At 71.4% G+C, this 23,641-nt stretch carries 17 protein-coding genes; 11 read left to right on the top strand and 6 right to left on the bottom strand.

What is annotated here, in order from left to right; genetic code table 11:
- Positions 1-450: 450 nt before the first annotated feature.
- On the bottom strand, positions 451-1,134 hold the full coding sequence (locus tag ACGFIK_RS25075) for a hypothetical protein (RefSeq protein ID WP_327024488.1): 684 nt from the start codon (positions 1,132-1,134) through the stop codon (positions 451-453).
- Positions 1,135-1,205: 71 nt separating this feature from the next.
- On the opposite strand from ACGFIK_RS25075, the gene ACGFIK_RS25070 reads away from it, so the two are divergent.
- The 3 genes from ACGFIK_RS25070 (at position 1,206) to ACGFIK_RS25060 (ending at position 5,607) form a co-directional block, all read left to right on the top strand.
- Positions 1,206-3,824: a valine--tRNA ligase gene (locus ACGFIK_RS25070; RefSeq protein ID WP_327024489.1), complete on the top strand. Its 2,619-nt coding sequence runs from the start codon at positions 1,206-1,208 to the stop codon at positions 3,822-3,824.
- 149 nt (positions 3,825-3,973) lie between these two features.
- Entirely contained in the window at positions 3,974-5,245 is a 1,272-nt protein-coding gene (locus tag ACGFIK_RS25065; protein WP_327026996.1) for a folylpolyglutamate synthase/dihydrofolate synthase family protein, read from the top strand.
- Complete coding sequence (locus ACGFIK_RS25060; protein ID WP_327024490.1) at positions 5,242-5,607, top strand: DUF4233 domain-containing protein; 366 nt, start codon at positions 5,242-5,244, stop codon at positions 5,605-5,607. The genes ACGFIK_RS25065 and ACGFIK_RS25060 overlap by 4 nt, the downstream gene beginning before the upstream one ends.
- 12 nt (positions 5,608-5,619) lie before the next feature.
- Here the strand turns inward: ACGFIK_RS25060 and ACGFIK_RS25055 are convergent, their stop codons facing one another.
- Positions 5,620-7,047 carry a VOC family protein gene (locus ACGFIK_RS25055; protein ID WP_327024491.1) on the bottom strand — a complete coding sequence of 476 codons (1,428 nt, stop codon included), beginning with the start codon at positions 7,045-7,047 and terminating at the stop codon, positions 5,620-5,622.
- 144 nt (positions 7,048-7,191) lie between these two features.
- Between ACGFIK_RS25055 and ndk the strand changes: the two genes are divergently transcribed.
- A complete protein-coding gene (gene ndk, locus ACGFIK_RS25050; RefSeq protein ID WP_327024492.1) occupies positions 7,192-7,617 on the top strand; it encodes a nucleoside-diphosphate kinase in 426 nt (141 codons plus the stop codon).
- A 27-nt stretch (positions 7,618-7,644) separates the two neighbouring features.
- On the opposite strand, the gene sigJ is transcribed toward ndk, so the two are convergent.
- Together sigJ and ACGFIK_RS25040 are read right to left on the bottom strand one after the other, a co-directional pair.
- On the bottom strand, positions 7,645-8,523 hold the full coding sequence (gene sigJ / locus ACGFIK_RS25045) for an RNA polymerase sigma factor SigJ (protein WP_327024493.1): 879 nt from the start codon (positions 8,521-8,523) through the stop codon (positions 7,645-7,647).
- Entirely contained in the window at positions 8,520-8,951 is a 432-nt protein-coding gene (locus ACGFIK_RS25040; RefSeq protein WP_327026997.1) for a carboxymuconolactone decarboxylase family protein, read from the bottom strand. The genes sigJ and ACGFIK_RS25040 overlap by 4 nt, the downstream gene beginning before the upstream one ends.
- A gap of 497 nt (positions 8,952-9,448) precedes the next feature.
- Between ACGFIK_RS25040 and ileS the strand changes: the two genes are divergently transcribed.
- Positions 9,449-12,595 (top strand): isoleucine--tRNA ligase, encoded by a 3,147-nt coding sequence (gene ileS, locus ACGFIK_RS25035; RefSeq protein ID WP_327024494.1) that lies wholly within the window; start codon positions 9,449-9,451, stop codon positions 12,593-12,595.
- Positions 12,596-12,756: 161 nt separating this feature from the next.
- Positions 12,757-13,458 carry a lysophospholipid acyltransferase family protein gene (locus ACGFIK_RS25030; RefSeq protein ID WP_327024495.1) on the top strand — a complete coding sequence of 234 codons (702 nt, stop codon included), beginning with the start codon at positions 12,757-12,759 and terminating at the stop codon, positions 13,456-13,458.
- Positions 13,459-13,468: 10 nt separating this feature from the next.
- On the opposite strand, the gene ACGFIK_RS25025 is transcribed toward ACGFIK_RS25030, so the two are convergent.
- Both ACGFIK_RS25025 and ACGFIK_RS25020 read right to left on the bottom strand, forming a co-directional pair.
- Entirely contained in the window at positions 13,469-14,941 is a 1,473-nt protein-coding gene (locus ACGFIK_RS25025; protein WP_393341580.1) for a cryptochrome/photolyase family protein, read from the bottom strand.
- A gap of 50 nt (positions 14,942-14,991) precedes the next feature.
- Positions 14,992-16,581: a hypothetical protein gene (locus ACGFIK_RS25020; RefSeq protein ID WP_327024497.1), complete on the bottom strand. Its 1,590-nt coding sequence runs from the start codon at positions 16,579-16,581 to the stop codon at positions 14,992-14,994.
- Positions 16,582-16,766: 185 nt separating this feature from the next.
- On the opposite strand from ACGFIK_RS25020, the gene ACGFIK_RS25015 reads away from it, so the two are divergent.
- The 5 genes from ACGFIK_RS25015 to rpmA all read left to right on the top strand — a co-directional run bounded on the left by ACGFIK_RS25015 (position 16,767) and on the right by rpmA (position 23,590).
- Entirely contained in the window at positions 16,767-18,752 is a 1,986-nt protein-coding gene (locus ACGFIK_RS25015) for a TIGR03960 family B12-binding radical SAM protein (RefSeq protein WP_393341578.1), read from the top strand.
- A 25-nt stretch (positions 18,753-18,777) separates the two neighbouring features.
- A complete protein-coding gene (locus ACGFIK_RS25010; protein ID WP_327024499.1) occupies positions 18,778-19,560 on the top strand; it encodes a TIGR03936 family radical SAM-associated protein in 783 nt (260 codons plus the stop codon).
- A gap of 131 nt (positions 19,561-19,691) precedes the next feature.
- A complete protein-coding gene (locus tag ACGFIK_RS25005; RefSeq protein ID WP_327024500.1) occupies positions 19,692-22,754 on the top strand; it encodes an Rne/Rng family ribonuclease in 3,063 nt (1,020 codons plus the stop codon).
- Between the two features lie 258 nt (positions 22,755-23,012).
- Positions 23,013-23,327, top strand: a complete 315-nt coding sequence (rplU, locus tag ACGFIK_RS25000) for a 50S ribosomal protein L21 (RefSeq protein WP_013735422.1) — start codon at positions 23,013-23,015, stop codon at positions 23,325-23,327.
- A gap of 11 nt (positions 23,328-23,338) precedes the next feature.
- A complete protein-coding gene (rpmA, locus tag ACGFIK_RS24995) occupies positions 23,339-23,590 on the top strand; it encodes a 50S ribosomal protein L27 (RefSeq protein WP_327024501.1) in 252 nt (83 codons plus the stop codon).
- Positions 23,591-23,641: the final 51 nt, after the last annotated feature.

Genomic DNA, 23,641 nt, shown 5'->3' with positions numbered 1-23,641 from the left:
TGCTGGGTGCTGGGTGCTGGGTGCTGGGTGCTGGGTGCTGGGTGCTGGGTGCTGGGTGCTGGGTGCTGGGTGCTGGGTGCTGGGTGCTGGGTGCTGGGTGCTTCCACACGTTATGACGTGCGCGGTGTCATGGCCGCCGACCCAGGAAGACCTAACCCCTGAACACCCTTTGCTCTGCTTCAACCACCGCAACAACAAGCGGTCAAAACCGTTGCGTCGGTTGAAGCAGAGCAAAGGAACCGAGGGACAACAGCAGAGGTCCCCCCAGCCACAGGCACTGCCGGGCAGCAGGGGCTGACCGAACCACAGAGCCAACGGACGGCGAGAGTTCGGACGACGGAGACCGTGGCGGGCAAGACTGCCGGTCGGGACGGCCAGGGTCGGAGCAGTGGGCATGACCGCCGGATGGCCAAGGTCTCGCGGAGGTAAGCCGGCCGACGGGGGTGGGGGTCAGTCGCGGGTCTGTACGGTCTCCCGGATCTGGCGCAGCAAGTCGGCGGCCTCGTCTACCGGGCGGAAGGGGAACATGGCGATGGCCACGCTGCCGTGGTCAGCCCACCCGCAGACCGCGAAGTCGCCACCCTCGCCGCTGGTCCTGCCGCACTTCATCACTCCGCCGAGTCGGCCCGAGGACACGTTACGCAGGCCGGCCACCGCCCCGGTCTCGTCGGACATCAGGCCGAAGAGGCTCTCCAGGTCCCGTTCCGGCTGCCAGAGCAGGGTGGTACCCCCGAACAACAGCACCGATCGGCGGTCGTCGGCAGGGTCCTGGTAGACGGCACCGAAGCTGGTGTCCAACTGGATGTCCGCGGCCAGGCCGCTGCGCAGGTAGTCGGCGGTGCTCACGGCGCGTTCGCTGTCGTCGCGGGTCAGCCCCGCCACCTGGTCCGGGGTCGCGATCCGGGTGTCCTTCTGCTCGGCGATCCGCCAGCCCCAGGCGCCCAGGGATCCCGCGCCGGTAAGGGCCAGCACCGCCAGTACCGCTATGCCGACCCGGCGCCGCCGACCAGGGGCCGCAGCGCGTTCTGTGGCCGTCTGCCGGTCCCGGTTGCCCAGCTCGATCGGCTCGTCGGTCAGGTTGACCGCGGGAGCACCCTCGTCCAGGTGGCGGGCGGTGAGATGTGGATCGGACATAGCCGCCACCGTACGCGACATCACCGGTGGCCCACGTCGGGTCCGCTGAAGCCCTCCGTAGACTTTCTTAGGTGACCGAGAATGTGGATACCCGACGCCCCGACGCCCCGACCATCGCCGGCCAGTACCAGCCCGGCGAGGTAGAGCAGCGACGGTACGAGCAGTGGGTAGCCGACGGTCGTTTCCGGGCGTCGGCCAGCAGCGACAAGCCGCCGTTCACCATCGTCATCCCGCCCCCCAATGTCACCGGCTCCCTGCACATGGGCCACGCGCTCGACCACACCGTGCAGGACGCCCTGGTGCGGCGTAAGCGGATGCAGGGCTTCGAGGCGCTGTGGCTGCCCGGCATGGACCACGCCGGTATCGCCACCCAGAACGTGGTCGAGCGGCAGCTGGCCGCGCAGGGCCAGTCCCGCCACGACCTCGGCCGGGAGAAGTTCGTCGAGCGGGTGTGGCAGTGGAAGGCGGAGTCCGGGGGCGCGATCCTCGGCCAGATGCGTCGCCTCGGCGACTCGGTCGACTGGGACCGGGAGCGCTTCACCATGGACGAGGGCCTGTCCCGGGCCGTACTGACGATGTTCAAGAAGCTGTACGACGACGGCCTGATCTACCGGGCGAACCGGATCATCAACTGGTGTCCGCGGTGTCTCACCGCCCTGTCCGACATCGAGGTGGAGCACTCCGACGACGAGGGTGAACTGGTCTCGATCCGCTACAGCGACGAGGTGGTGGTGGCCACCACCCGGGCCGAGACCATGCTCGGTGACACCGCGGTGGCGGTGCACCCGGACGACGAGCGCTACCGGCACCTGATCGGCACCGAGGTCGAGCTGCCGCTCACCGGGCGCCGGATTCCGATCGTCGGTGACACCCATGTCGACCCGACCTTCGGTACCGGCATGGTGAAGGTGACCCCGGCGCACGACCCGAACGACTTCGAGATCGGGCAGCGGCACGACCTGCCGGCGCTGACGGTCATGGACGAGCGGGGCGTGATCACCGCGCCCGGCCCGTTCGAGGGGCTGGACCGGTTCGAGGCCCGTCCGGCGATCGTCGCCGCCCTGCGCGCCGAAGGGCGCATCGTGGCCGAGAAGCGGCCGTACGTGCACGCTGTCGGGCACTGCTCGCGGTGCCGGACCACGGTCGAGCCGCGGCTGTCGTTGCAGTGGTTCGTCAACACCTCCCCGCTGGCCAAGGCGGCCGGTGACGCGGTGCGCGACGGGCGGGTCGCGATCGAACCGGCGGATCTGGCCAAGCGCTACTTCGCCTGGGTCGACAACATGCACGACTGGTGCATCTCCCGGCAGTTGTGGTGGGGTCACCGCATTCCGGTCTGGTACGGCCCGGACGGCGAGGTGGTCTGCGTCGGACCCGACGAGCAGCCGCCGACCGGCGAGGGCTGGCACCAGGACGAGGACGTGCTGGACACCTGGTTCTCCAGCGGGCTGTGGCCGTTCTCCACCCTGGGCTGGCCGGAGCAGACCCCCGAGCTGGCGAAGTTCTATCCGACCAGCGTGCTGGTCACCGGGTACGACATTCTGTTCTTCTGGGTCGCCCGGATGATGATGTTCGGCCTGTACGCGATGGACGGCAAGCAGCCCTTCGACGTGATCGCCCTGCACGGGATGGTCCGCGACGAGCACGGCAAGAAGATGTCCAAGTCCTTCGGCAACGTGGTCGACCCCCTGGACTGGATCGACCGGTACGGGGCCGACGCGACCCGGTTCACCCTGGCTCGGGGCGCCAACCCGGGCGGGGACGTGCCGGTCAGCGAGGACTGGTGTCAGGGCTCGCGCAACTTCTGCAACAAGCTGTGGAACGCCACCCGGTTCGCGCTGCTCAACGGCGCGCACACCGAGGGACCCCTGCCGGAGGCGGCCGAGCTGTCGACGGTCGACCGGTGGATCCTGTCCCGGCTGGCGCAGGTCACCGCCGAGGTGGACGAGCAGTTCGAGGCGTACGAGTTCGCCAAGGTCTGTGACCTGCTCTACCACTTCGCCTGGGACGACGTCTGCGACTGGTACGTGGAGTTGAGCAAGCCGGTGCTGGCCGCCGGGGGAGCCGCCGCCGACACCAGCCGTCGGGTCCTCGGTCACGTGCTGGACCAGTTGCTGCGGCTGCTGCACCCGGTGATCCCCTTCGTCACCGAGGAGCTGTGGACCGCCCTGACCGGCGGGGAGACCGTGATGACGGCCGCCTGGCCGGTCGCCGACCGGGCCCGGATCGACAGCGGCGCGGAGGCGGAGATCGCCACCCTGCAACGGGTGGTCACCGAGGTCCGCCGGTTCCGCTCCGACCAGGGGCTTCGTCCGACCCAGCGGGTCGCCGCCCGGCTCGACGGGCTGGCCGGTGCCGGTGTCGCGGCGCACGAGCCGCTGATCCGTTCCCTGGCCCGGCTCGACGCCCCGGGTGAGGACTTCCAGGCCAGCGCGACCCTGGCCATGCCGGGGGAGGTCAGTGTCGCCCTGGACACCCGGGGGTCGATCGACGTCGCCGCCGAACGGGCCCGGCTGACCAAGGACCGGGCGGCGGCCGAGAAGGAGGCCGGGCAGGCCCGGGCCAAGCTGGACAACCCGGCGTTCGTCGGCAAGGCCCCGGAGCACGTGGTCGCCAAGATCCGGGATCGGCTGGCCGCCGCCGAGGCCGACCTGACCCGTATCGACGCCGCTCTGGAGGCGCTGCCCTCGTGACCGACAGCAACGAACGCAGCGGTACGGGTCGACCGGCGGACGCCGGCCGGCCCGGCCGCCCCGATGAGCGCACCGACCGGGGCAGATCCGCCGAGCGGGCCGCCTTCGCCGAGGTCGAGGCGGAACTGTCCGGGCGGGGATTCACCCGGATGGTCTTCGAGCTGGACCGCATCTCGGACCTGCTCGACCTGTTGGGCAGCCCGCAGCGGGCGTACCCCTCGATCCACCTGACCGGCACCAACGGCAAGACCTCCACGGCCCGGATGATCGACTCCCTGTTGCGGGCCTTCGGGCTGCACACCGGGCGGTACACCAGCCCGCACCTGGAGTCTGTCCGGGAGCGGATCAGCCTGGACGGCGAGCCGGTGGACGAGGCCCGGTTCACCGCCGTGTACCAGGAGGTCAAGCCGCTCGCCGAGTTGGTCGACGACCGCTCGGCCGAGCCGCTGACCTACTTCGACATGACCACCGCCCTGGCCTTCGCGACCTTCGCGGACGCGCCGGTGGACGTGGCCGTGGTCGAGGTGGGGCTGGGGGGTGCCGAGGACGCCACGAACGTGATCCAGGCCGGGGTGTGCGTACTGACCCCGATCGGGCTGGACCACACCGAGTGGCTCGGTGACACCTTGCAGGACATCGCGGTCGCCAAGTCCGGCATCATCCACCCGGGCGCGACCGTCATCGCCGCCGCTCAGGAGGAGGAGGCCGCTCGGCCGATCCTGCAACGCTGCGCCGAGGCCGGCGCCACCATCGCCCGCGAGGGCTCGGAGTTCGGCGTACTGCGTCGGGCGGTGGCGGTCGGCGGGCAGGTGCTCACCCTGCAGGGCCTCGGCGGGGTGTACGAGGAGGTGTTCCTCCCGCTGCACGGCGCCCACCAGGCGCAGAACGCGGCGGTGGCCCTCGCCGCCGTGGAGGCCTTCCTCGGTGCCGGTGCCCGGCGTCAGCTCGACCTGGAGACGGTGCGGGAGGGTTTCGCCACCGCCAGTTCCCCGGGCCGGCTGGAGCGGGTGCGGTCCGCCCCGACGATCCTGCTCGACGGCGCGCACAACCCGCAGGGCATGACGGCAACGGTCACCGCCCTACAGGAGGAGTTCGCCTTCAGCAAGCTGGTCGCCGTGGTGGCCACCCTGGCCGACAAGGACGCGGCGAGCATGCTGGAGCTGTTGGAGCCGGTTGTCGACCAGGTGGTGGTGACCCGCAACAGTTCGCCACGAGCGCTGCCGGCCAAGGAGTTGGCGGCCCTCGCCGCCGAGGTGTTCGGACCGGACCGGGTAGAGGTGGCCGAGGAGATGCCGGACGCGATCGAGACGGCGGTGGCCCTGGCCGAGGAGGACGTACCCGGTGAGCTGGCCGGGGTCGGGGTGATCGTCACGGGTTCCGTGGTGACCGTGGCCGACGCGCGCCGGTTGTTGAAGCGATGAGCGCACCGGAGGAACCTCAGCAGCGGCGGTCGGGGCTGCGCAACCCCCAGCGGGCGGTACGGGGTCTCGGTGCCGGCACCCTGGCCCTGGAGGCGCTGGTGTTGCTGCTGGCCATCCAGCCGATCCGGTTGGTCGGCGGTGACCTCAGCGCTGCCGCGATCGGGGCGGTGGTGACCCTGGCCGTGGCCGCCGCGGTACTGGCCGGAATGATGGGCCGGCCGTGGGCGTGGAACGCCGGCACGGTGTTGCAGGGACTGCTGCTGCTCTCCGGGCTGCTGCACTGGTCCCTGCTCGTGCTGGGGGTGATGTTCGCGCTGGTGTGGGCGTACGCCTGGCATGTTCGTCGGGTGATCCTGGGCTGAGCCGAGGCGGGCTCACGCCTCGGCGCGCTCCCGCCACTGGGTCAGGGCGATGCCGTGCCCGTCCGGGTCACGGAAGGCCGCCGCCCACACCTCCAACCGGCTGCCCCGGTTGACCACCCGGGGTGCGTAGGTGAACCGGACTCCGGAGTCGCGGAGCCGCTCGTAGGCGCCCTGGATGTTGTCGACGTCCAGGTTGACGTGCACCAGGCGACGGCTCACCGGCTGGGCGCCGGACACCTCCCGCAACACCAGTCGGGTAGCCCCGGAGGCCAGTACGGCGTTGCCGGCGCCCCGGTCGACCTCGGTGAAGCCGAGCCGACCCTGGTAGAAGTCCAGGGATCGGGCCAGGTCGGTGACCAACAGGGTGATGCCGACACCACTGATCGGTGCGGCCGGATCCGCGGTGTCCGGGGCCTCCGGGTCGTACCCGAAGATCGCCGCATCCAGCTTGCGGGCCTCCTCGGGGTCCTCAACCATCTCCCGGGCCGAGTCTGGGTCGCCGGCGGTCGTCGAGGGCGGCTGGGGGTCGGTCATCCAGGCCGGTCGGGGTTCCGGATCGTCCAGGGGCAGGTCGATCGGGTCCAGCGGGTCGGTCGGGCGGGGGATCGGGTCGGCCACCCGCGTCCCGCTCGGCTGCGTCTCCCCGGTGGCCTCCGGGGAGTTCGTGGCGGTGGTGGCGGCGGGGGAGGTGGTGGCGGCCACGAAGCGTTCCTCGGCGGGGGTACGCGGTGCCGGGGTGGCCCGTCGGGGCAGTGGAGCGTCGTTCGACTGCTCGACCACCGTCCCCTCCAGCACGACCGGCCCGCCGGGACGGTGGCGCACCCGTACGGTCTCCCGGGGCTCTACCGGTTCGATCGGTTCATCGTCGCCGGGACCGGCCAGCGGGTCGCTCAGCGGGAAATCGTCCTCCGGTGCCCGGCCGGCCCAGGGCGGGGCCTCCTGGCCGATCAGGATCTCGTCCGGCGGAACCTGGTCGGCGTACTCCGGTGGCGGGTCGACCGGGCCGGCCTCGGTGTGCGTGGGCACCTCGTCCCAGAGCACCCGGACGTGCCGCTGGTCGTCCAGGGCCACCCGGATCGGCAGGCTCTGCCCCAGGGAGGGCCACTTCGAGACCGGCACCCGAGGCTCGATGATCTTCTTCGACCGGGGTGGCAGCCCCGGGGCGTCGATCACCAACTGGAGTTCACAGCGCCCGAAGGCGTACTGGGTGGGTGGTTCCGAGGCGCTGTGCACATGCCCGGCGCCGACGACCCAGGTGCGCCCGCCGGCGCGGATCGTGGCCAGCGCGATCGCCAGGGCCAGCACGGCGACCCCCAGCGCCACGATGGCCCAGCTGGTCATGCCCAGGCCGAAAAGGATGACGAAGGTGGCCACGGTGCCGAGCACCGTAGCGACCAACTTGCGTACCGGTGCGATGGGCCGGTTCCCGCCGTTCGCCACAGTGGACCTCCCGGGTGGTCAGGGCCAGGCTAGGCCGGATCGGGGATCGGGGGAAGCACCCGACCACCGCGCCGCCACCGGTGCCGGGCCGCTAGGCTGACCGTACCCAGCCCGACCGGCTTCCGCTTCGAGGAGGAACCCAGCGTGTCCAGCAGCACCCCGGACGAGCGCACGCTCGTACTGATCAAGCCCGATGCGGTCCGCCGTGGATTGGTCGGCGAGATCATCTCCCGCTTCGAGCGCAAGGGGCTGCGGATCGACGCGATGGTGTCCCGGACGATGGACGACACGCTGGCCGACGAGCACTACTCCGAGCACGTCGACAAGCCGTTCTACCCGCCGCTGAAGACCTTCATGACCAGCGGCCCGCTGGTCGCCCTGGTGCTCTCCGGCGACCAGGTCATCGAGGTGGTACGCGGCCTGATCGGGGCCACCGACGGGCGCAAGGCCGCCGCCGGCACCATCCGGGGTGACCTGTCGCTGTCCAACCGGGAGAACCTGGTGCACGCCTCCGACTCGGCCGACAGCGCCAAGCGCGAGATCGCACTCTGGTTCCCCGAGCTGAACTGACGACCTGGTACTCGGCCGGGCGGCTGTTCAGGCCGCCCAGGTCAGCTTGTCCGGGTTCGACACCAGGAAGATGTCGGTGATCCGACCGTCGGCGGTGGCGAGGGTGAGGGCGTACCGGTGACCGGCTGCGGTGACCACGACGGCGGCCGGCTGGCCGTTGAGTTCCGTGCGGTGCACGGTGAGCGGCCAGCTCTTGTCGCGGATGCCCAGCAGGAAGCGGGTGACCCGGTCGACGCCGGTCACCGGGTTGCGGGCCGATCGCACCCGGCCGCCGCCGTCGCTCCACGCGGTCGCCTCGGCGGCCACCAGGTCGGTCAGCGCGGCCAGGTCGCCGTCGTCGACGGCGGCGATGAAGGCGTCCAGCAGCCGCTGCTGCTCCGCCCGGTCGACGGTGAAGCGGCGCTGGTCGCGGCCGATCCGCACGGTGGCCCGATGATGCAGTTGCCGGCAGTCCTCGGCCGAGCGGTCCAGTAGCTCGGCGATCTCGGCGTACGGCAGATCGAAGGCGGTGTGCAGCACGTAGACCGCGCGCTCCGGCGGGGTGAGGCGTTCCAGCAGGTGCAGCAGCGCGGTGGCGAGCGAATCGCGCAACTCGGCGCGTTCCAACGGGCCGAACGGCGACGGTACGGTGGGCACCGGCTCCGGCAGCCACATCCCGACGTACGCCTCCCGGGCCGCCTGCCGAGCACGGAGCCGGTCGATGGCCAGATGGGTCACCACCCGGGACAGGTAGCGGCGCGGCTCGGCCACGCCGGCCCGGTCCACCCGCATCCACCGCAGGTGCGCCTCCTGGAGCACGTCCTCGGCGTCGTGCCGGCTGCCGAGCAGCCGGTAGGCCAGACCGAGCAGCATCGGCCGGTGCGCTTCGAGCGCCCCGGCCGCCTCCACCGCGTCGATCAGGCTCACACCTCGGCCGGCAGGTCCTTGCGGAAGGTCACCGCGATCCGGTTCCACACGTTGATTGTGGCGATCGCCAGCACCAGATCGGCGAGGGACTTCTCCGGCCAGACCTTCGCGGCGGCCGCCCAGATGTCGTCGGGCACCCCGTGCTCGCCGAGGCGGGTGACCGCGTCGGTGAGCGCCAGCGCGGTCCGCTCCCGCTCGTCGAAGAAAGGCGCTTCGCGCCACGCCGCCACCGCGAACAGCCGCCGATGCGACTCCCCGGCATCCATCGCATCCCGGCTGTGCATGTCGACGCAGTACGCGCAGCCGTTCAGCATCGACGCCCGCAGTTTCACCAACTCCAGCACGGTGTGATCCACGTTGGCCCGGACGTACTTCTCCAACCCCAGCACGCTCTGGTACGCCTCCGGCGCCACCTCAGCCACATCCATCCGCTGCACGACAACCCCCTCCTGACAGTGCCTCCAACACCCCCACGACGCCCCACCCCACCCCCGCCGTGACACCCACCCCTGTGACCCCCACCACGCACCCCGCACACCCCGCTGATCTTGCACTTTGTGTCGGTGCATATCCACCCAGAAGCCGCGTAAGGGCGACCACAAGTGCAAGATCGCGGGAGAGGGGGTGGGGGACAGGGTGGGGGTGGGTTATGGGGAGGTGGGGGGTGGGTGGGGCGGGTAGGATGGGGGGACTGGCGACGATCCGGCCATCACCGGGGAGCCTCCGGAAGAAAGGGCCTCGTGCCCGAGTAGAACCGGACGGGTTCGGCCCGTTACAGCCGGCCAATGAGCGGGCGGTCGATCTTGACCGTCAAGCGGGGTGGTACCGCGGGCCTGGCCCGGGGCGCCGGTGACGGCGTACCGGAGAAGGGCTCGTCCTCGCAAGACCCACACACAGTGAGTGTCAGCGAGGAGAGCGACAGGCGATGGCCTATCCGTTGCACGACCCGACCGCCGCCGGTGTCCCGGCGAGCCCGGACCTGCCCGCGGTCGAGCGCCGGGTGCTGGAGCACTGGACGGCCGACAAGACCTTCGAGGCGTCCGTCGAGGCCCGCGACGCCGGCCGCAACGGCGACAACGAGTACGTCTTCTACGACGGCCCGCCCTTCGCTAACGGGCTGCCGCACTACGGGCACCTGTTCACCGGGTACGTCAAGGACGTGGTGCCGCGCTACCAGACCATGCGGGGTCGGCGGGTGGAGCGCCGCTTCGGCTGGGACTGCCACGGCCTGCCCGCCGAGGTGGTGGCGGAGAAGCAGCTCGGCATCACCAGCAAGGCGGAGATCCTGGACCTGGGGGTGGCCCGGTTCAACGAGGCCTGCCGCACCTCCGTGCTGGAGTTCACCCAGGACTGGGAGCGGTATGTCACCCGGCAGGCCCGCTGGGTCGACTTCGCCAACGACTACAAGACCCTCGACCTGGACTACATGGAAAGCGTCATGTGGGCCTTCAAGACCCTGCACGACAAGGGTCTGGTCTACGAGGGCTTCCGGGTGCTGGCGTACTGCTGGCGGTGTGAGACTCCGCTGTCGAACACCGAGACTCGGATGGACGACGTCTACCGGGACCGGCACGATCCGACCCTGACGGTGTGGTTCGAGCTGGCCGCCGAGGAGTCCGCGCCGGAGCTGGTCCGTGGCCCGGTCAAGCTCGGTGTCTGGACCACCACCCCGTGGACCCTGCCGTCGAACCTGGCCCTGGCCGTGGGCCCGGACATCGAGTACGCCGTGCTGGAGCGCGACGGCGAGCGTCACCTGGTGGGTGCCGGGCGGGTGGCCGCGTACGCCAAGGAACTCGAGGGGTACGAGCAGGTCGGCACGGTACGCGGGGCGGACCTGGTGGGGCGCCGGTACACCCCGCTGTTCGACTTCCTGGTGGAGCAGGCCGGTGAGAACGCGTACCAGGTGCTCGGAGCGGAGTTTGTGACCACCGAGGACGGTACTGGGATCGTGCACCTGGCCCCGGCCTTCGGTGAGGACGACCAGAACGTCTGCAACGCCGCCGGCATCCCCACCATCGTCACCGTGGACGACCACACCCGGTTCACCGCGTTGGTGCCGCCGTACGTCGGCGAGCAGGTCTTCGACGTCAACAAGCCGGTGATCCGGGAGCTGAAGGACCGGGGGGTGGTGCTCAAGCAGGACACCTACACCCACTCGTACCCGCACTGCTGGCGCTGCGACACCCCGCTGGTCTACAAGGCGGTGTCCTCGTGGTTCGTCGCGGTGAGCAAGTTCAAGGACCGGATGGTCGAGCTGAACCAGCAGATCAACTGGACCCCGGGGCACATCAAGGACGGCTCCTTCGGCAAGTGGCTGGCCAACGCCCGGGACTGGTCGATCAGCCGGAACCGGTTCTGGGGCTCCCCGATCCCGGTGTGGCGCTCGGACGACCCGAACCACCCCCGGATCGACGTGTACGGCTCGCTGGCCGAGATCGAGCGGGACTTCGGCGTACGCCTGACCGACCTGCACCGGCCGGCGGTGGACGACCTGGTCCGCCCCAACCCGGACGACCCGACCGGCAAGTCGATGATGCGTCGGGTGCCGGAGGTGCTGGACTGCTGGTTCGAGTCCGGTTCGATGCCGTTCGCCCAGGTGCACTACCCGTTCGAGAACCGGGACTGGTTCGAGCACCACTACCCGGGCGACTTCATCGTCGAGTACATCGGGCAGACCCGGGGCTGGTTCTACACCATGCACGTGCTGGCCACGGCGTTGTTCGACCGGCCGGCGTTCCGCAACTGCCTCAGCCACGGCATCCTGCTCGGCTCCGACGGGCGCAAGATGTCCAAGAGCCTGCGCAACTACCCGGACGTGTACCACGTCTTCGACTCGTACGGCTCGGACGCGATGCGCTGGATGCTGATGTCCTCCCCGGTGCTGCGCGGTGGGGACATGCCGGTCACCGAGTCGGGCATCCGGGACGCCGTCCGGCAGGTGCTGCTGCCGCTGTGGAACGTCTGGTACTTCTTCTCCCTCTACGCCAACGCCGACGGCTACACCGCCCGGCGTCGGACGGACAGCACCCACCTGCTGGACCGGTACGTGCTGGCCAAGACGAACGAGCTGGTGGCGACGGCCGGCGCGCAGATGGACGCGTACGACATCTCCGGGGCCTGCGCCACCGTGCGGTCCTACCTGGACGCGCTGACCAACTGGTACGTGCGCCGCTCCCGGGACCGGTTCTGGTCCGGCGACGCGGACGCCTTCGACACCCTGTCGACCGTGCTGGAGACCCTGTGCCGGGTGGTGGCGCCGCTGGCGCCGCTGACCGCGGAGGAGATCTGGCGGGGGTTGACCGGTGAGCGGTCGGTGCACCTGACCGACTGGCCGGTCGCCGAGGAGTTCCCGGCCGACCACGACCTGGTGGCCGCGATGGACAACGTCCGGGCGGTAGCCTCGGCGGCCCTGTCGCTGCGCAAGGCCAAGGGTCTGCGGGTGCGGCTGCCGCTGGCCACCCTCACCGTGGCCAGCCCGGTCGCCGAGCAGTTGCGGCCCTTCGCCGACCTGGTGGCCGACGAGGTCAACGTCAAGCAGGTCGTCTTCACCGGCGACGTGTCGGCGTACTGCCAGCAGGTGCTGACCGTGGTGCCCCGAGCCCTCGGGCCCCGGGTCGGCAAGCAGGTCCAGCAGGTGATCAAGGCGGTCAAGGCGGGGGAGTGGGAACTGGTCGACGGTGATCCGGTCGCCGCCGGGGTCACCCTGGCCGAGGGCGAGTACGAGCTGCGGCTGGTCGCGGCCGACGCGGAACACTCCGCACCCCTGCCCGGTGGTGAGGGGGTGGTGGTGCTGGACACCACGGTCACCCCGGAACTGGCCGCCGAAGGGCTGGCCCGGGATGTCGTGCGGGTGGTGCAGCAGGCCCGGCGCGACGCCGACCTGGACATCTCCGACCGGATCGTGGCGACCGTGGCCGCGTCGGCACCGGTACGGGAGGCGGTGTCGGCGTACGCCGACTTCGTGGCCCGGGAGGTGCTGGCCGAGCGGGTCGACTTCGCCGAGGACCTCGACGGCTTCGCCGGTGAGGTCGGTGAGGGCGAGCCCGTGACGGTGGCGGTACGCCGCACCTGACCGGGAAGTGAGCGGGGGTCCCTCGGCTACGCCGCGAGGGGCCCCCGCTGACACCCTCATCCAGCCAGCGGACCCGCCCGACCTCGCGCATGACGACGTGCGTCGGTCCGCTACGGTGTCAGCGCCCCCCACTGCGTACATCACCCATCGTCGGAGGACCAGTGCCGCTGCTCTACACCATCGGCAAGCTCACCGTGGGGCCCACGCTGCGGCTGGCGTTCCGACCGACCGTGGAGGGGCTGGAGCACGTACCCGAGACCGGCGGCGCGATCTTCGCCGGCAACCACCTCTCCGTGGCCGACGAGTTGTTCCTCGGCACGGTGGTACCCCGGCACCTGGCCTTCTGGGCCAAGTCCGAGTACTTCACCGGCATCGGGGTCAAGGGACGCTTCTCCAAGTTCGTGCTCACCGGGCTCGGCGCGATCCCGGTGGAGCGGGCCGGTGGGCGGGCAGCCCTGTCCGCCTTCGACGCGGCCATCCCCGCGCTCAAGAGCGGTGACCTGGTGGTCGTCTACCCGGAGGGCACCCGCTCGCCGGACGGGCGGCTGTACCGGGGTCGTACCGGAGCGGTCCGTCTGGCCATCGCGGCCGGGGTGCCGATCATCCCGGTCGGCATGATCGGCACGGACAAGGTGCAGCCGATCGGGGCCCGGATGCCGCGGCCCTTCACCGGCAAGAAGATCACCGTCAAGTTCGGCAAACCGCTGGACTTCACCGGCCGCCCGGACGACCGGCTCTCCCTGCGGCAGATGACCGACGAGATGATGGCCGAGATCCAGAAGCTCACTGGTCAGGAGTACGTCCCCCGGTACGCCCCGCCGCGTGCTCAGCCGAAGACCACCGACGAGCCGACCGTCGACTGACCTCCGTCGGTCACGGTGCCTTGGAGGAACGGCGTTTCTCCTGGTCGCGTACGGCGTCCAGGTCGTCGAGCCGGTTCATCTGGGCCATCGTGCGAGCCATCCGGGCGTTGGCCGGGATCCGGTCCCGGTTGCGATCCAGGAAGGCCCAGTACCCGGCGGTGAAGGGGCAGGCCCGCTCACCCAGGCGGACCTTCGGGTCGTACCGGCAGCCGCCGCAGTAGTCGCTCATCCGGTTGATGTACGAGCCACCGGCCGCGTACGGCTTGGTGCTCATCCGTCCCAGGTCGGCGTACTGGCTCATGCCGATCACGTTGACGGTCATCACCCAGTCGTAGCCGTCGACGAAGCTGCGGTGGAAGAAGTCGACCACCTCGGCCGGTCGCCAGCCGCGCTGCAACGCGTAGTTGCCCAGCACCATGAGCCGGGGGATGTGGTGCACCCAGCCGTGGTCCCGCAGGTCGGCCAGCACATCCGACAGGCAGTGCGCCTGCACCGCATCGGCGTCCAGGTCCCGGAACCAGGCCGGCATCGCCGACCGGGCCCCCAGCGCGTTGCTGCGTTGGTAGCCGGGCTCGAAATACCAGTACACGTTCCAGACGAAGTCCCGCCAGCCGAGGATCTGGCGGATGAAGCCCTCGACGCTGGGCAGCGGCGCCCCCTGCTTGCGGTACGCCTGCTCCGCGCCCCGGATCGCCACCATCGGGTCCAGCAGCCCCAGGTTGAAGGAGGAGGAGAGCAGGCTGTGCGCCAGCCACGGGTCACCGGCGAGCATGGCGTCCTCGTACGGGCCGAAGTGGGGCAGCCGATGCTTGAGGAAGTGCCGTAGCCGCGCCTGGGCCTCCTTGGTGGTGACCGGGAAGCGGCGCGGACCGTCCCGCCCGATGAACCGGATGCCTTCCCGCTCCCAGCGGTCCAGGTCCTTGCGTACCTCGGCGTCGATGTCGTCCTCGCGGGGCATCGGCGGAGGAGGTACGTCCAACCGCTCGGTGCCCTTCGGCGGGGGTTTGCGGTTGTCGGTGTCGAAGCTCCACCGCCCGCCGACCGGCTCGGCGCCGTCGACGAGCACCTGATGGTGCTCCCGGGCGAACCGGTAGAAGGTCTCCATCCGCAGGGCGCCACGTCGGGCGTCCGCCCAGTCGGCGAACTCCTCCAGCCCGGTGACGAAGCCCCGAGGCGGCAGTACGGTCACCTGGTCCAGCCCACGGACGAAGTCCAGCGCCGCCCGGGAGGTCGGATGGCAGACCTCCAGCGGTTCGCGTACCCGGCGCAGGGCCTGCCGGTAGGTCTCGGCGCGCAGGAAGATCGCCTGGTCGCCCAGTTCGGCCGCCCGGTGCCGCAGGGCGGAGAGCACCAGGTGCGCCTTCTGCCGGTGGAAGGCCCGACGACGGAAGACCGCCTTGGACTCGATCAGCAGCACCGGCTGGTGGCGCTGATCGAGGAAGTGCGGTCCGAGTTGGTCGGCGAACAGCCAACGCCGGGGCATGGGTCGATTGTGGCCCGAGTAGGCCCGGTAGGGGTCGGAACCGGGTCAGGTCATTCGGGCGTGATGATCTGTTCCCGCAGGGTGCCGAGCAGCCGGGCACTATCGTCCATCGACAGGTTGGTGAACACCGCCGTGGTGATGCTGCCGTGGTCGACCGAGGTGCAGACGACCACCCCGCTCCCCTCGGAGTGGCCCGCCGCGCAGCGCCCGTGCCGCCCTCGAACCCCGCTGTCCACCACCTCCGCCTCCCCTAGGGAGTACTCCTCGGTGAGGCGTTCGATCTCGGCGTCGGCGTCGGCCGAGGGGGTGAGCCGGAATCCGGTGCCACCGAAGACCGTCACCCGCTTGCCGACGCTCGTGGTGTAGACCCCGGCGAAGACGTCGTCGGCCAGCAGATGCGCCTGGCGGGTCTGGTTCTCCAGTTTCCGGGCGGCCTGGGCGTTGCGCGGGTCCTCCCGCAGCCGCAGATCCGCCACCTGCTTGGGCAGGGCGGCATTGGCCGGGTACTGGGTGACCATCGGGGTGCCGTAGTAGGCCGGGCAGCCGCAGCAGCAGGCCAGGGTCAGCAGCAGTACCCAGGGCCAGCGGCGCCGTTTGCGCTTCGGGGCGGCCCCGGCGGGGGGCTGCCAGCCGGGTGGCGGCGCCTTCTTGACCTTGCGTCCCCGGGCCGGTGGCGGCGGTGGTCCGACCGGTGCCGAGGGCGGGGCCGGGTGGACCTGCCGTGGATAGTTTGGCGGCGGGTACCCCGGCGCCATCGGCCGGGCCGGGGCCGCGGGCGGCGGAAAGGCCGCCGGAGGGGGTTGGTGGGCCACCGAGGGCGGCTGGTGGGCCGGCGAGGGCGGCTGGTGGGCCGGTGGCGGGGGCGGGTCCGGCGGGGCCGGGTGCGCGCGGGTCGGCGGCGGAGCCGGGTACGACAGGGTCGGCGGCAGGGCCGGGAAGTCGGCGGAGGGCAGATCCCATCCGCTGGTGTCGGCGCCCGCCCAGGGGTCCACCGGGGTCTGGTGCTCGGGCTGGTGGGTCGCCGCCACCGACGGCGGCGGTGGGGTCGGCTCGGTCGACTCGCCCCACGCCCGGCGGCGCGGCGGTGCCGGTGGTACGGCCGCGGCCGCGCTCCAGCGCGGCGGCGGGGGCTCGGCCTCCGGCAGGGGCTGCTGCATGACCCGGGTGCCCTGCGGACCCACCTCCGCGACTGCCGGCGGGGTGGCCGAGCGCTCCGGGTCGATCATGGTGGGCGGGTGGTCGGTGGCCGGTCCGTCGGCGCGCGGTCCGGAGCCGGGTTGTTCCGGTGCGGTGCCGGATCGTTCGGGCGCGGTGTCGGCTGGTGCCGTGACCTCGGCGTCCGCGGTGTCGGCCGGTGCGGTGGCGTCGGGGGCTGCGTGTGGGGCGGCCGTGGGGTCGCTTGGCGCGGAGGCGTTCGGTCGGGTCGGCTGATCCCCGGAAGCCGACTGGTCACCCTGAGCCGGCGGGCTGGTCGGATCGGGCGTGTCGGCGGGCAGCATCCGGGTGCCGTCCGGGCCGGTGGGGGTCCCGGGGACCACCGGGGTGGGCTGCTCCTGAGTGACCGCCGGCTCCCCGTCGCGCTGTGCTTGTGGACGGGTCCCGTCGACCGGCCGGTCGGTACCCGGCTGCGGCTCCGGCATCGCGGCAATCTCCTCTCACGCCGACCCGAGGTTAGTACCGTTGTGCCAGCCTGACCGAATCAGGCGGCTCCCGGGCAGGCGGGTGGCCCGCTCCGGAGGGTCCTCGGCCTGAGGGTCGGCGGTCCGGCGATCGGCGGGACAGGTGTGGCGCGGCCCGCGACAGGGGGCGCGTACCCTTGAGCATCATGAGCGTCCCGTCCACCACACCGCGTCCCGTCGCGGCCAATTCCGTGTGGCCCCGGCTGGAGCCGCTGCTGCCCCAGGTGACCAAGCCCATCCAGTACGTCGGTGGTGAACTGGGCGCGGTGGTCAAGGACTGGGACTCCGCGACCGTACGTTGGGCGCTGATGTACCCGGACGCCTACGAGGTCGGCCTGCCCAACCAGGGCGTGCAGATCCTCTACGAGGTGCTCAACGAACTGCCCGACACCCTCGCCGAGCGGACCTACGCGGTCTGGCCGGACCTGGAGAAGCTGATGCGCACCCACGGGGTGCCGCAGTTCACGGTCGACGCCCACCGGCCGGTGCGTGACTTCGACCTGTTCGGCGTGTCGTTCGCCACCGAGCTGGGCTACACCAACCTGCTCACCGCGATCGACCTGGCCGGCATCCCGTTGCTGGCGGCGGACCGCACCGACGCCGACCCGGTGATCGTGGCCGGCGGGCACGCCGCCTTCAACCCGGAGCCGATCGCCGACTTCGTCGACGCCGCAGTGCTCGGCGACGGCGAGGAGGCGGTGCTGGAGATCACCGCGATCCTGCGGGACTGGAAGACCGAGGGCTGCCCCGGGGGCCGCGACGAGCTGCTGCTGCGGCTGGCGCGTACCGAGAGCGTCTATGTGCCCCGCTTCTACGACGTGGACTACCTGCCCGACGGCCGGATCCAGCGGGTCGTGCCGAACCGGGCGGACGTGCCCTTCCGGGTGCACAAGCGCACGACGATGGACCTGGACGCCTGGCCGTACCCGAAGAAGCCCTTGGTCCCGCTGGCCGAGACGGTGCACGAGCGGTACGCCGTGGAGATCTTCCGGGGTTGCACCCGGGGCTGCCGGTTCTGCCAGGCGGGCATGATCACCCGCCCGGTACGCGAGCGGTCCATCACCACGGTCGGGCAGATGGTGCAGCAGGGGCTGGAGTTCTCCGGTTTCCACGAGGTGGGTCTGCTGTCGCTCTCCTCGGCCGACCACTCCGAGATCGGCGACATGTGCTCCGGCCTGGCCGAGCAGTACAAGGGCACGAACGTGTCGCTGTCGCTGCCCTCGACCCGGGTGGACGCCTTCAACATCGAGCTGGCCCAGGAGCTGTCCCGCAACGGGCGGCGGACCGGCCTGACCTTCGCCCCGGAGGGCGGGTCGGAGCGGATCCGCAAGGTCATCAACAAGATGGTCTCCAAGGACGACCTGATCCGTACGGTGGTCACCGCGTACACCAACGGGTGGCGGCAGGTGAAGCTCTACTTCATGTGCGGGCTGCCCACCGAGACCGACGCCGACGTCCTGGAGATCGCCGACATGGCCCACGAGGTCATCCGGGCCGGTCGGGCCGCCACCGGGTCCAAGGACATCCGGTGCACGGTCTCCATCGGCGGGTTCGTGCCGAAGCCGCACACCCCCTTCCAATGGGCGGCGATGGAACGCCCGGAGGTCATCGACCACCGGCTCAGGCTGCTCAAGCAGGCGATCAACGCGGACCGCTCGCTGGGCCGGGCCATCGGCTACCGCTACCACGACGGCGAGCCGTCCCTGATCGAGGGGTTGCTGTCCCGGGGTGACCGCCGGGTCGGCGCGGTGATCCGCAAGGTCTGGGAGAACGGCGGCCGGTTCGACGGCTGGAGCGAGCACTTCTCGTACCAGCGCTGGGTGGAGGCCGCCGCCGAGGTGCTGCCCACCTTCGGGGTGGATCTCGACTGGTACACCACCCGCGAGCGGGACGAGTTGGAGGTCCTGCCCTGGGACCACCTGGACTCCGGCCTGGACAAGGACTGGCTCTGGCAGGACTGGCAGGACTCGCTCAGCGAGTACGAGCAGGACGACTGCCGGTGGACTCCGTGCTTCGACTGCGGGGTCTGCCCGGCGATGGACACCGAGATCCAGATCGGCCCGACCGGCCGGAAACTGCTCCCGTTGACTCCGGTCAACGGCCTGCGGCTGCCCACCGGCGCCCAGCAGTGACCCGGTCGGTCCGCCAGCGAGGAGCATGAAGATCAGTAAGAGACCACAGCCCGAGGGCGGCCAGGCGCCGGTCGTCCAGCGTGTGCGGATCCGGTACGCCAAGCGGGGCCCGTTGCGGTTCACCTCGCACCGGGACTTCGCCCGGGCGTTCGAGCGGGCGTTGCGTCGTGCCGGGGTGCCGGTGGCCTTCTCGCAGGGCTTCACCCCACACCCCAAGATCTCGTACGCCAGCGCGGCGCCGACCGGGGTGGCCAGCGAGGCCGAGTACCTGGAGATCGGCCTGCGTGAGCCGGTCGACCCGGAGGCCCTGCGTACGGCGTTGGACGCCGCCCTCTCGCCCGGCCTGGACGTGCTCGACGCCGTGGTGGCCACCGGCAGCGGGCTGCCCGACCGGATCGAGGCCTCCCGGTGGCGCATCGAGCTGCCGCAGGTGGATCCCGAGGTGCTCGCCAAGGCCGTGGCCGCCTTCACCGCCGCCGAGCAGGTGCAGGTGGAGCGGATGACCAAGCAGGGGCGGCGTACCTTCGATGCGCGGGCCGCAGTCATCGCCATCGATGTGAGCGCCCCGTCGGCGACGCCTTCCGGGGCATCAGCCGTACCGTGTGCGATACTCGAACTGGTTGTACGGCAGGTCACCCCGTCCGTACGACCCGATGACGTCCTTTCCGGCCTCCGCGTGGTGGCCGGCCTGGAGCCGCCGGTTGCCCCGAAGGTGATCCGACTGGCTCAGGGCACGCTGACCGCGCAGGGGGCGATCGTGGATCCGCTGGACGCGGACCGCGACGGGGCAACCATCGGCGGACGCTGACCGACGGTCGGCGCCCAGGCAGGCAGACTTCGCCGGTCGCGCACCCCGTGCGCCCGGGGAAACACCTTTTGCGGCATCCCTGCGTGGCAGCGCTCACCCGCGCCCGGGGAAGCCAGAACTGGAGAACGTCCATGCTCGAGAACGAGCCCGAGGGCGGCGAACAGACCGGTGCGAACCCGGCCGCCGAGCCCACCACCGTCGACGCGGCGCGCGACGCCGGGCCGGGTGACACTCCGCCGGAGCAGGCCCCCGGCACGGTGAGCGGTGCGGCCGACCTGACCGGCGCGCCCCCCGAGGAGGCGGCACCGCCCCGACGGCGGGCCACCCGACGGCGAGCCACCCCGGCCAGCCAGCCCGAACAGGTCGACGCTCCGGTGCAGGCGTCGAGCACCCCGGCGGTGGGCAGCGGGGAAGCCCCCCAGGCGGAGGTCCTGGCGCCGGTCTCCGGTGACCTGGACCCCGCCCCCAAGACCACCCGGCGACGCCGGAAGGCCACCCCGGCGGCCAAGAGCACCGAGGAGCCGTTGGCCGCGGCCGAGGTCGAGGCGACCGCCGCCGATGTCGTACCGCCGGTCAAGGTGACCCGTACCCGGCGTCGGAAGGCCACCCCTGCGGCGGTCGAGACCCCGGCGGAGCCGCCGGTGGTCGAGGAACTGACGGCCGAGGAGCCGGTGGTAGCGGTCGAGCCCGTCGCCGGGGCCGACTTCGCAGCCGTGGCGATCTCGACCGAGGGTGCCCCCGTACCGGCTGAGGAGCCTGCCGAAGAGGTCGAGCCGACGCCGCCGGCCACGGAAGCAGCCGGCGAACCGGCGCCGAGCCCGAAGGCGGTGCCGGTGGTACCGGCGCTGCCGGAGGCGGAGCCGCCTGCGGAGCCGGAGCCGCGGTCGCGTCGGCGTCGGGCCGCGCTCACCGCGCCGACGGTGTTGTTCATGGCCCCGGAGGAGATCACGGCCGCCCGGGTCGCCGCCGCGGCCGCTCTGGCCGCCGAGGAAGAGGTCGTCGAGGAGCCGGTGGAGCCCGCCCGTCGCCGTCGTCGTGGCCGCCGGGAGGCCGAGCCGGTGGTGACGGCCGAGGTCGAGGAGGAGCCCGCCGCGGAGGCCGAGGAGGCCGCCGAGGACGAGGACGACGAGGAGAGCGCCGCCGGACGGCGTCGCCGTCGGCGTGGTCGCCGGGGCCGGGGACGCGGCAAGGGCGGCGCGGAGGAGGCCGAGGACGGCGAGGCCGAGGAGGCCGAGGAGGTCGTCGCGGCCGAGGCGGAGGAGACCGAGGCCGAGGCCGAGGCCGAGACCGACACGGACGAGGGCGGCGAGGACACCGAGGGTGACGGGTTGACCCGTCGCCGTCGGCGGCGGCGTCGGCGGGGTGCCGGTGACACCGAGGGGGCCGCCGACGACGGCGTGCCGACCGTGGTGAAGATCAGGGAGCCCCGTCGTACGGTCGACGAGGTGCAGGGGGTCTCCGGCTCGACCCGGCTGGAGGCCAAGCGGCAACGCCGCCGGGACGGTCGTGAGCAGCGCCGTACCCGCCCGCCTATCCTCAGCGAGTCCGAGTTCCTGGCCCGCCGGGAAGCCGTCGACCGGGTGATGGCGGTCCGGCAGCGCGGCGACCGCACCCAGATCGCGGTGCTGGAGGACGGCGTGCTCGTCGAGCACTACGTCACCCGCAGCTCCGCCGGCACCATGGCCGGCAACGTCTACCTCGGCAAGGTGCAGAACGTGCTGCCCAGCATGGAGGCGGCGTTCGTCGACATCGGCCGGGGCCGCAACGCGGTGCTGTACGCCGGCGAGGTCAACTGGGACACCAGCGGCCTGGAGGGTCGGGCCCGCTCGATCGAGCAGGCCCTCAAGTCCGGCGACTCGGTGCTGGTGCAGGTGACCAAGGACCCGATCGGGCACAAGGGCGCCCGGCTGACCAGCCATGTCGCGCTCTCCGGGCGGCACCTGGTGTACGTGCCCGGCGGCAACGCCTCCGGGATCAGCCGCAAGCTGCCGGACACCGAGCGCAAGCGCCTGCGTGACGCGCTGAAGAAGTTGGTGCCCGACGGTGCCGGGGTGATCGTCCGGACCGCGGCCGAGGGGGCCAGCGAGGACGAGTTGGCCCGTGACGTCAAGCGGCTCCAGGCGCAGTGGGAGGACATTCAGGCCAAGGCCGCCGAGGGCGGGGCCCCGGTGCTGCTCTACGAGGAGCCGGACCTGGTCATCCGGGTGGTCCGGGACCTGTTCAACGAGGACTTCCGCGAGCTGGTGATCGAGGGCGACCAGTCGTACGACATGGTCGAGTCGTACCTGTCGCATGTATCGCCGGACCTGCTGGCCCGGCTGCGCCGGCACGTGGGCACCACGGACGTCTTCGCGGAGTACCGCATCGACGAGCAGATCCTCAAGGGGCTCGACCGCAAGGTCTTCCTGCCCTCCGGGGGCCACCTGGTCATCGACCGGACCGAGGCGATGACCGTGGTGGACGTCAACACCGGTAAGTACACCGGTGCGGGCGGCAACCTGGAGGAGACCGTCACCCGCAACAACCTGGAGGCGGCCGAGGAGATCGTCCGCCAGCTGCGGCTGCGCGACATCGGCGGCATCGTGGTGATCGACTTCATCGACATGGTGCTGGAGTCGAACCGGGAACTGGTGCTGCGTCGGCTGACCGAGTGCCTGGGCCGGGACCGCACCAAGCACCAGGTCACCGAGATCACCTCGCTGGGCCTGGTGCAGATGACCCGTAAGCGGATCGGTGCCGGTCTGCTGGAGGCGTTCAGCGAGACCTGCGACTGCTGCAAGGGCCGTGGCCTGATCATTCACACCGAGCCGGTGCCGGAGAAGCCCCGCTCCGGTGGGGCGGAGAAGGTCAAGGCGGTCGCCTCGGCGACTGCGCCGACGACGGAGCAGCCGACCGCCTCCGCCCGGCGTCGGGCCCGCAAGAGCGCTGCGGCCGAACGGACCGTGGTGGAGGTCGCCGAGACCGACACCACGAGCAGCGCCGACATGGACTACGACACCATGGGCTACGACCTGTCGCGGTACGAGACCGAGACCCCGGCCGCGCCGGAGGTCGCCGACAGTCAGCAGGGCGAGTCGGCCCGGCTGGCCGCCCCGGACGACCCGGACGCGCTGGCCGAGGAGGACGAGGACGAGGGCGGTTCCGGCCGCCGCCGTTCCCGCCGGGCCGGCACCCGACGGCGTACCCGACCCTGATCGGAGCAGTACCCGCAGCCCCTCCCCATCGGAGGGGCTGCGGGGTACGACCCCGGGCCCTCGCGGGGCTCGGGTGGGGGCGGTTTGGGAGGCGGGGCCACCATGGCGTACGCTTGCCTGCGGCGCACCCTTGTGTGCCGAGTTCCCGCGTGCCCGCGCCGCCGTGCCTCTGCTACCCGGCGAGCCGCCGTGGGGACGACCGACCGGCAACGGTGGGAAAAGACGCTAGCAGCCTCAACGACAGGGAGTGCGCCTCCGATGTACGCGATCGTCAAGACCGGCGGCAAGCAGTACAAGGTCGCCGAAGGCGACGTGATCGAGGTCGAGAAGCTCGTCGGTGCCCCCGGCGACGCGGTGAAGCTTGCCGCGGTGCTCCTCGTCGACGGTGACGACCTGGTGACCGACGCGGCCAAGCTCGCGCAGGTCGAGGTGTCCGGCGAGATCGCCGCACACACCAAGGGCCCGAAGATCCGGATCCACAAGTTCAAGAACAAGACCGGCTACCACAAGCGCCAGGGTCACCGCCAGCCGCTGACCCAGGTCAAGGTGACCGGCATCTCCAGCGGGAAGTAGGTCGTCTCAAGATGGCTCACAAAAAGGGTGCGTCTAGCTCGCGTAACGGCCGGGACTCCGCGGCCCAGCGGCTCGGCGTGAAGCGCTTCGGTGGTCAGGTCGTCAGCGCGGGCGAGATCATCGTCCGGCAGCGTGGCACCAAGTTCCACCCCGGTGACCTGGTCGGCCGTGGCAGCGACGACACGCTCTTCGCGCTGTCCGCCGGTGCGGTCCAGTTCGGCAGCAAGCGCGGTCGCAAGACCGTCAGCATCGTGCCGCAGTAGCAGTTGTTCGGCAGGAGCGGGCCGTGGACCTGGATGTCCCGGCCCGCTTCG

It is taken from the genome of Micromonospora sp. NPDC048871, from assembly GCF_043198155.1.
Taxonomy (GTDB): domain Bacteria; phylum Actinomycetota; class Actinomycetes; order Mycobacteriales; family Micromonosporaceae; genus Micromonospora.
This window is presented reverse-complemented; position numbering and strand designations above follow the sequence as displayed.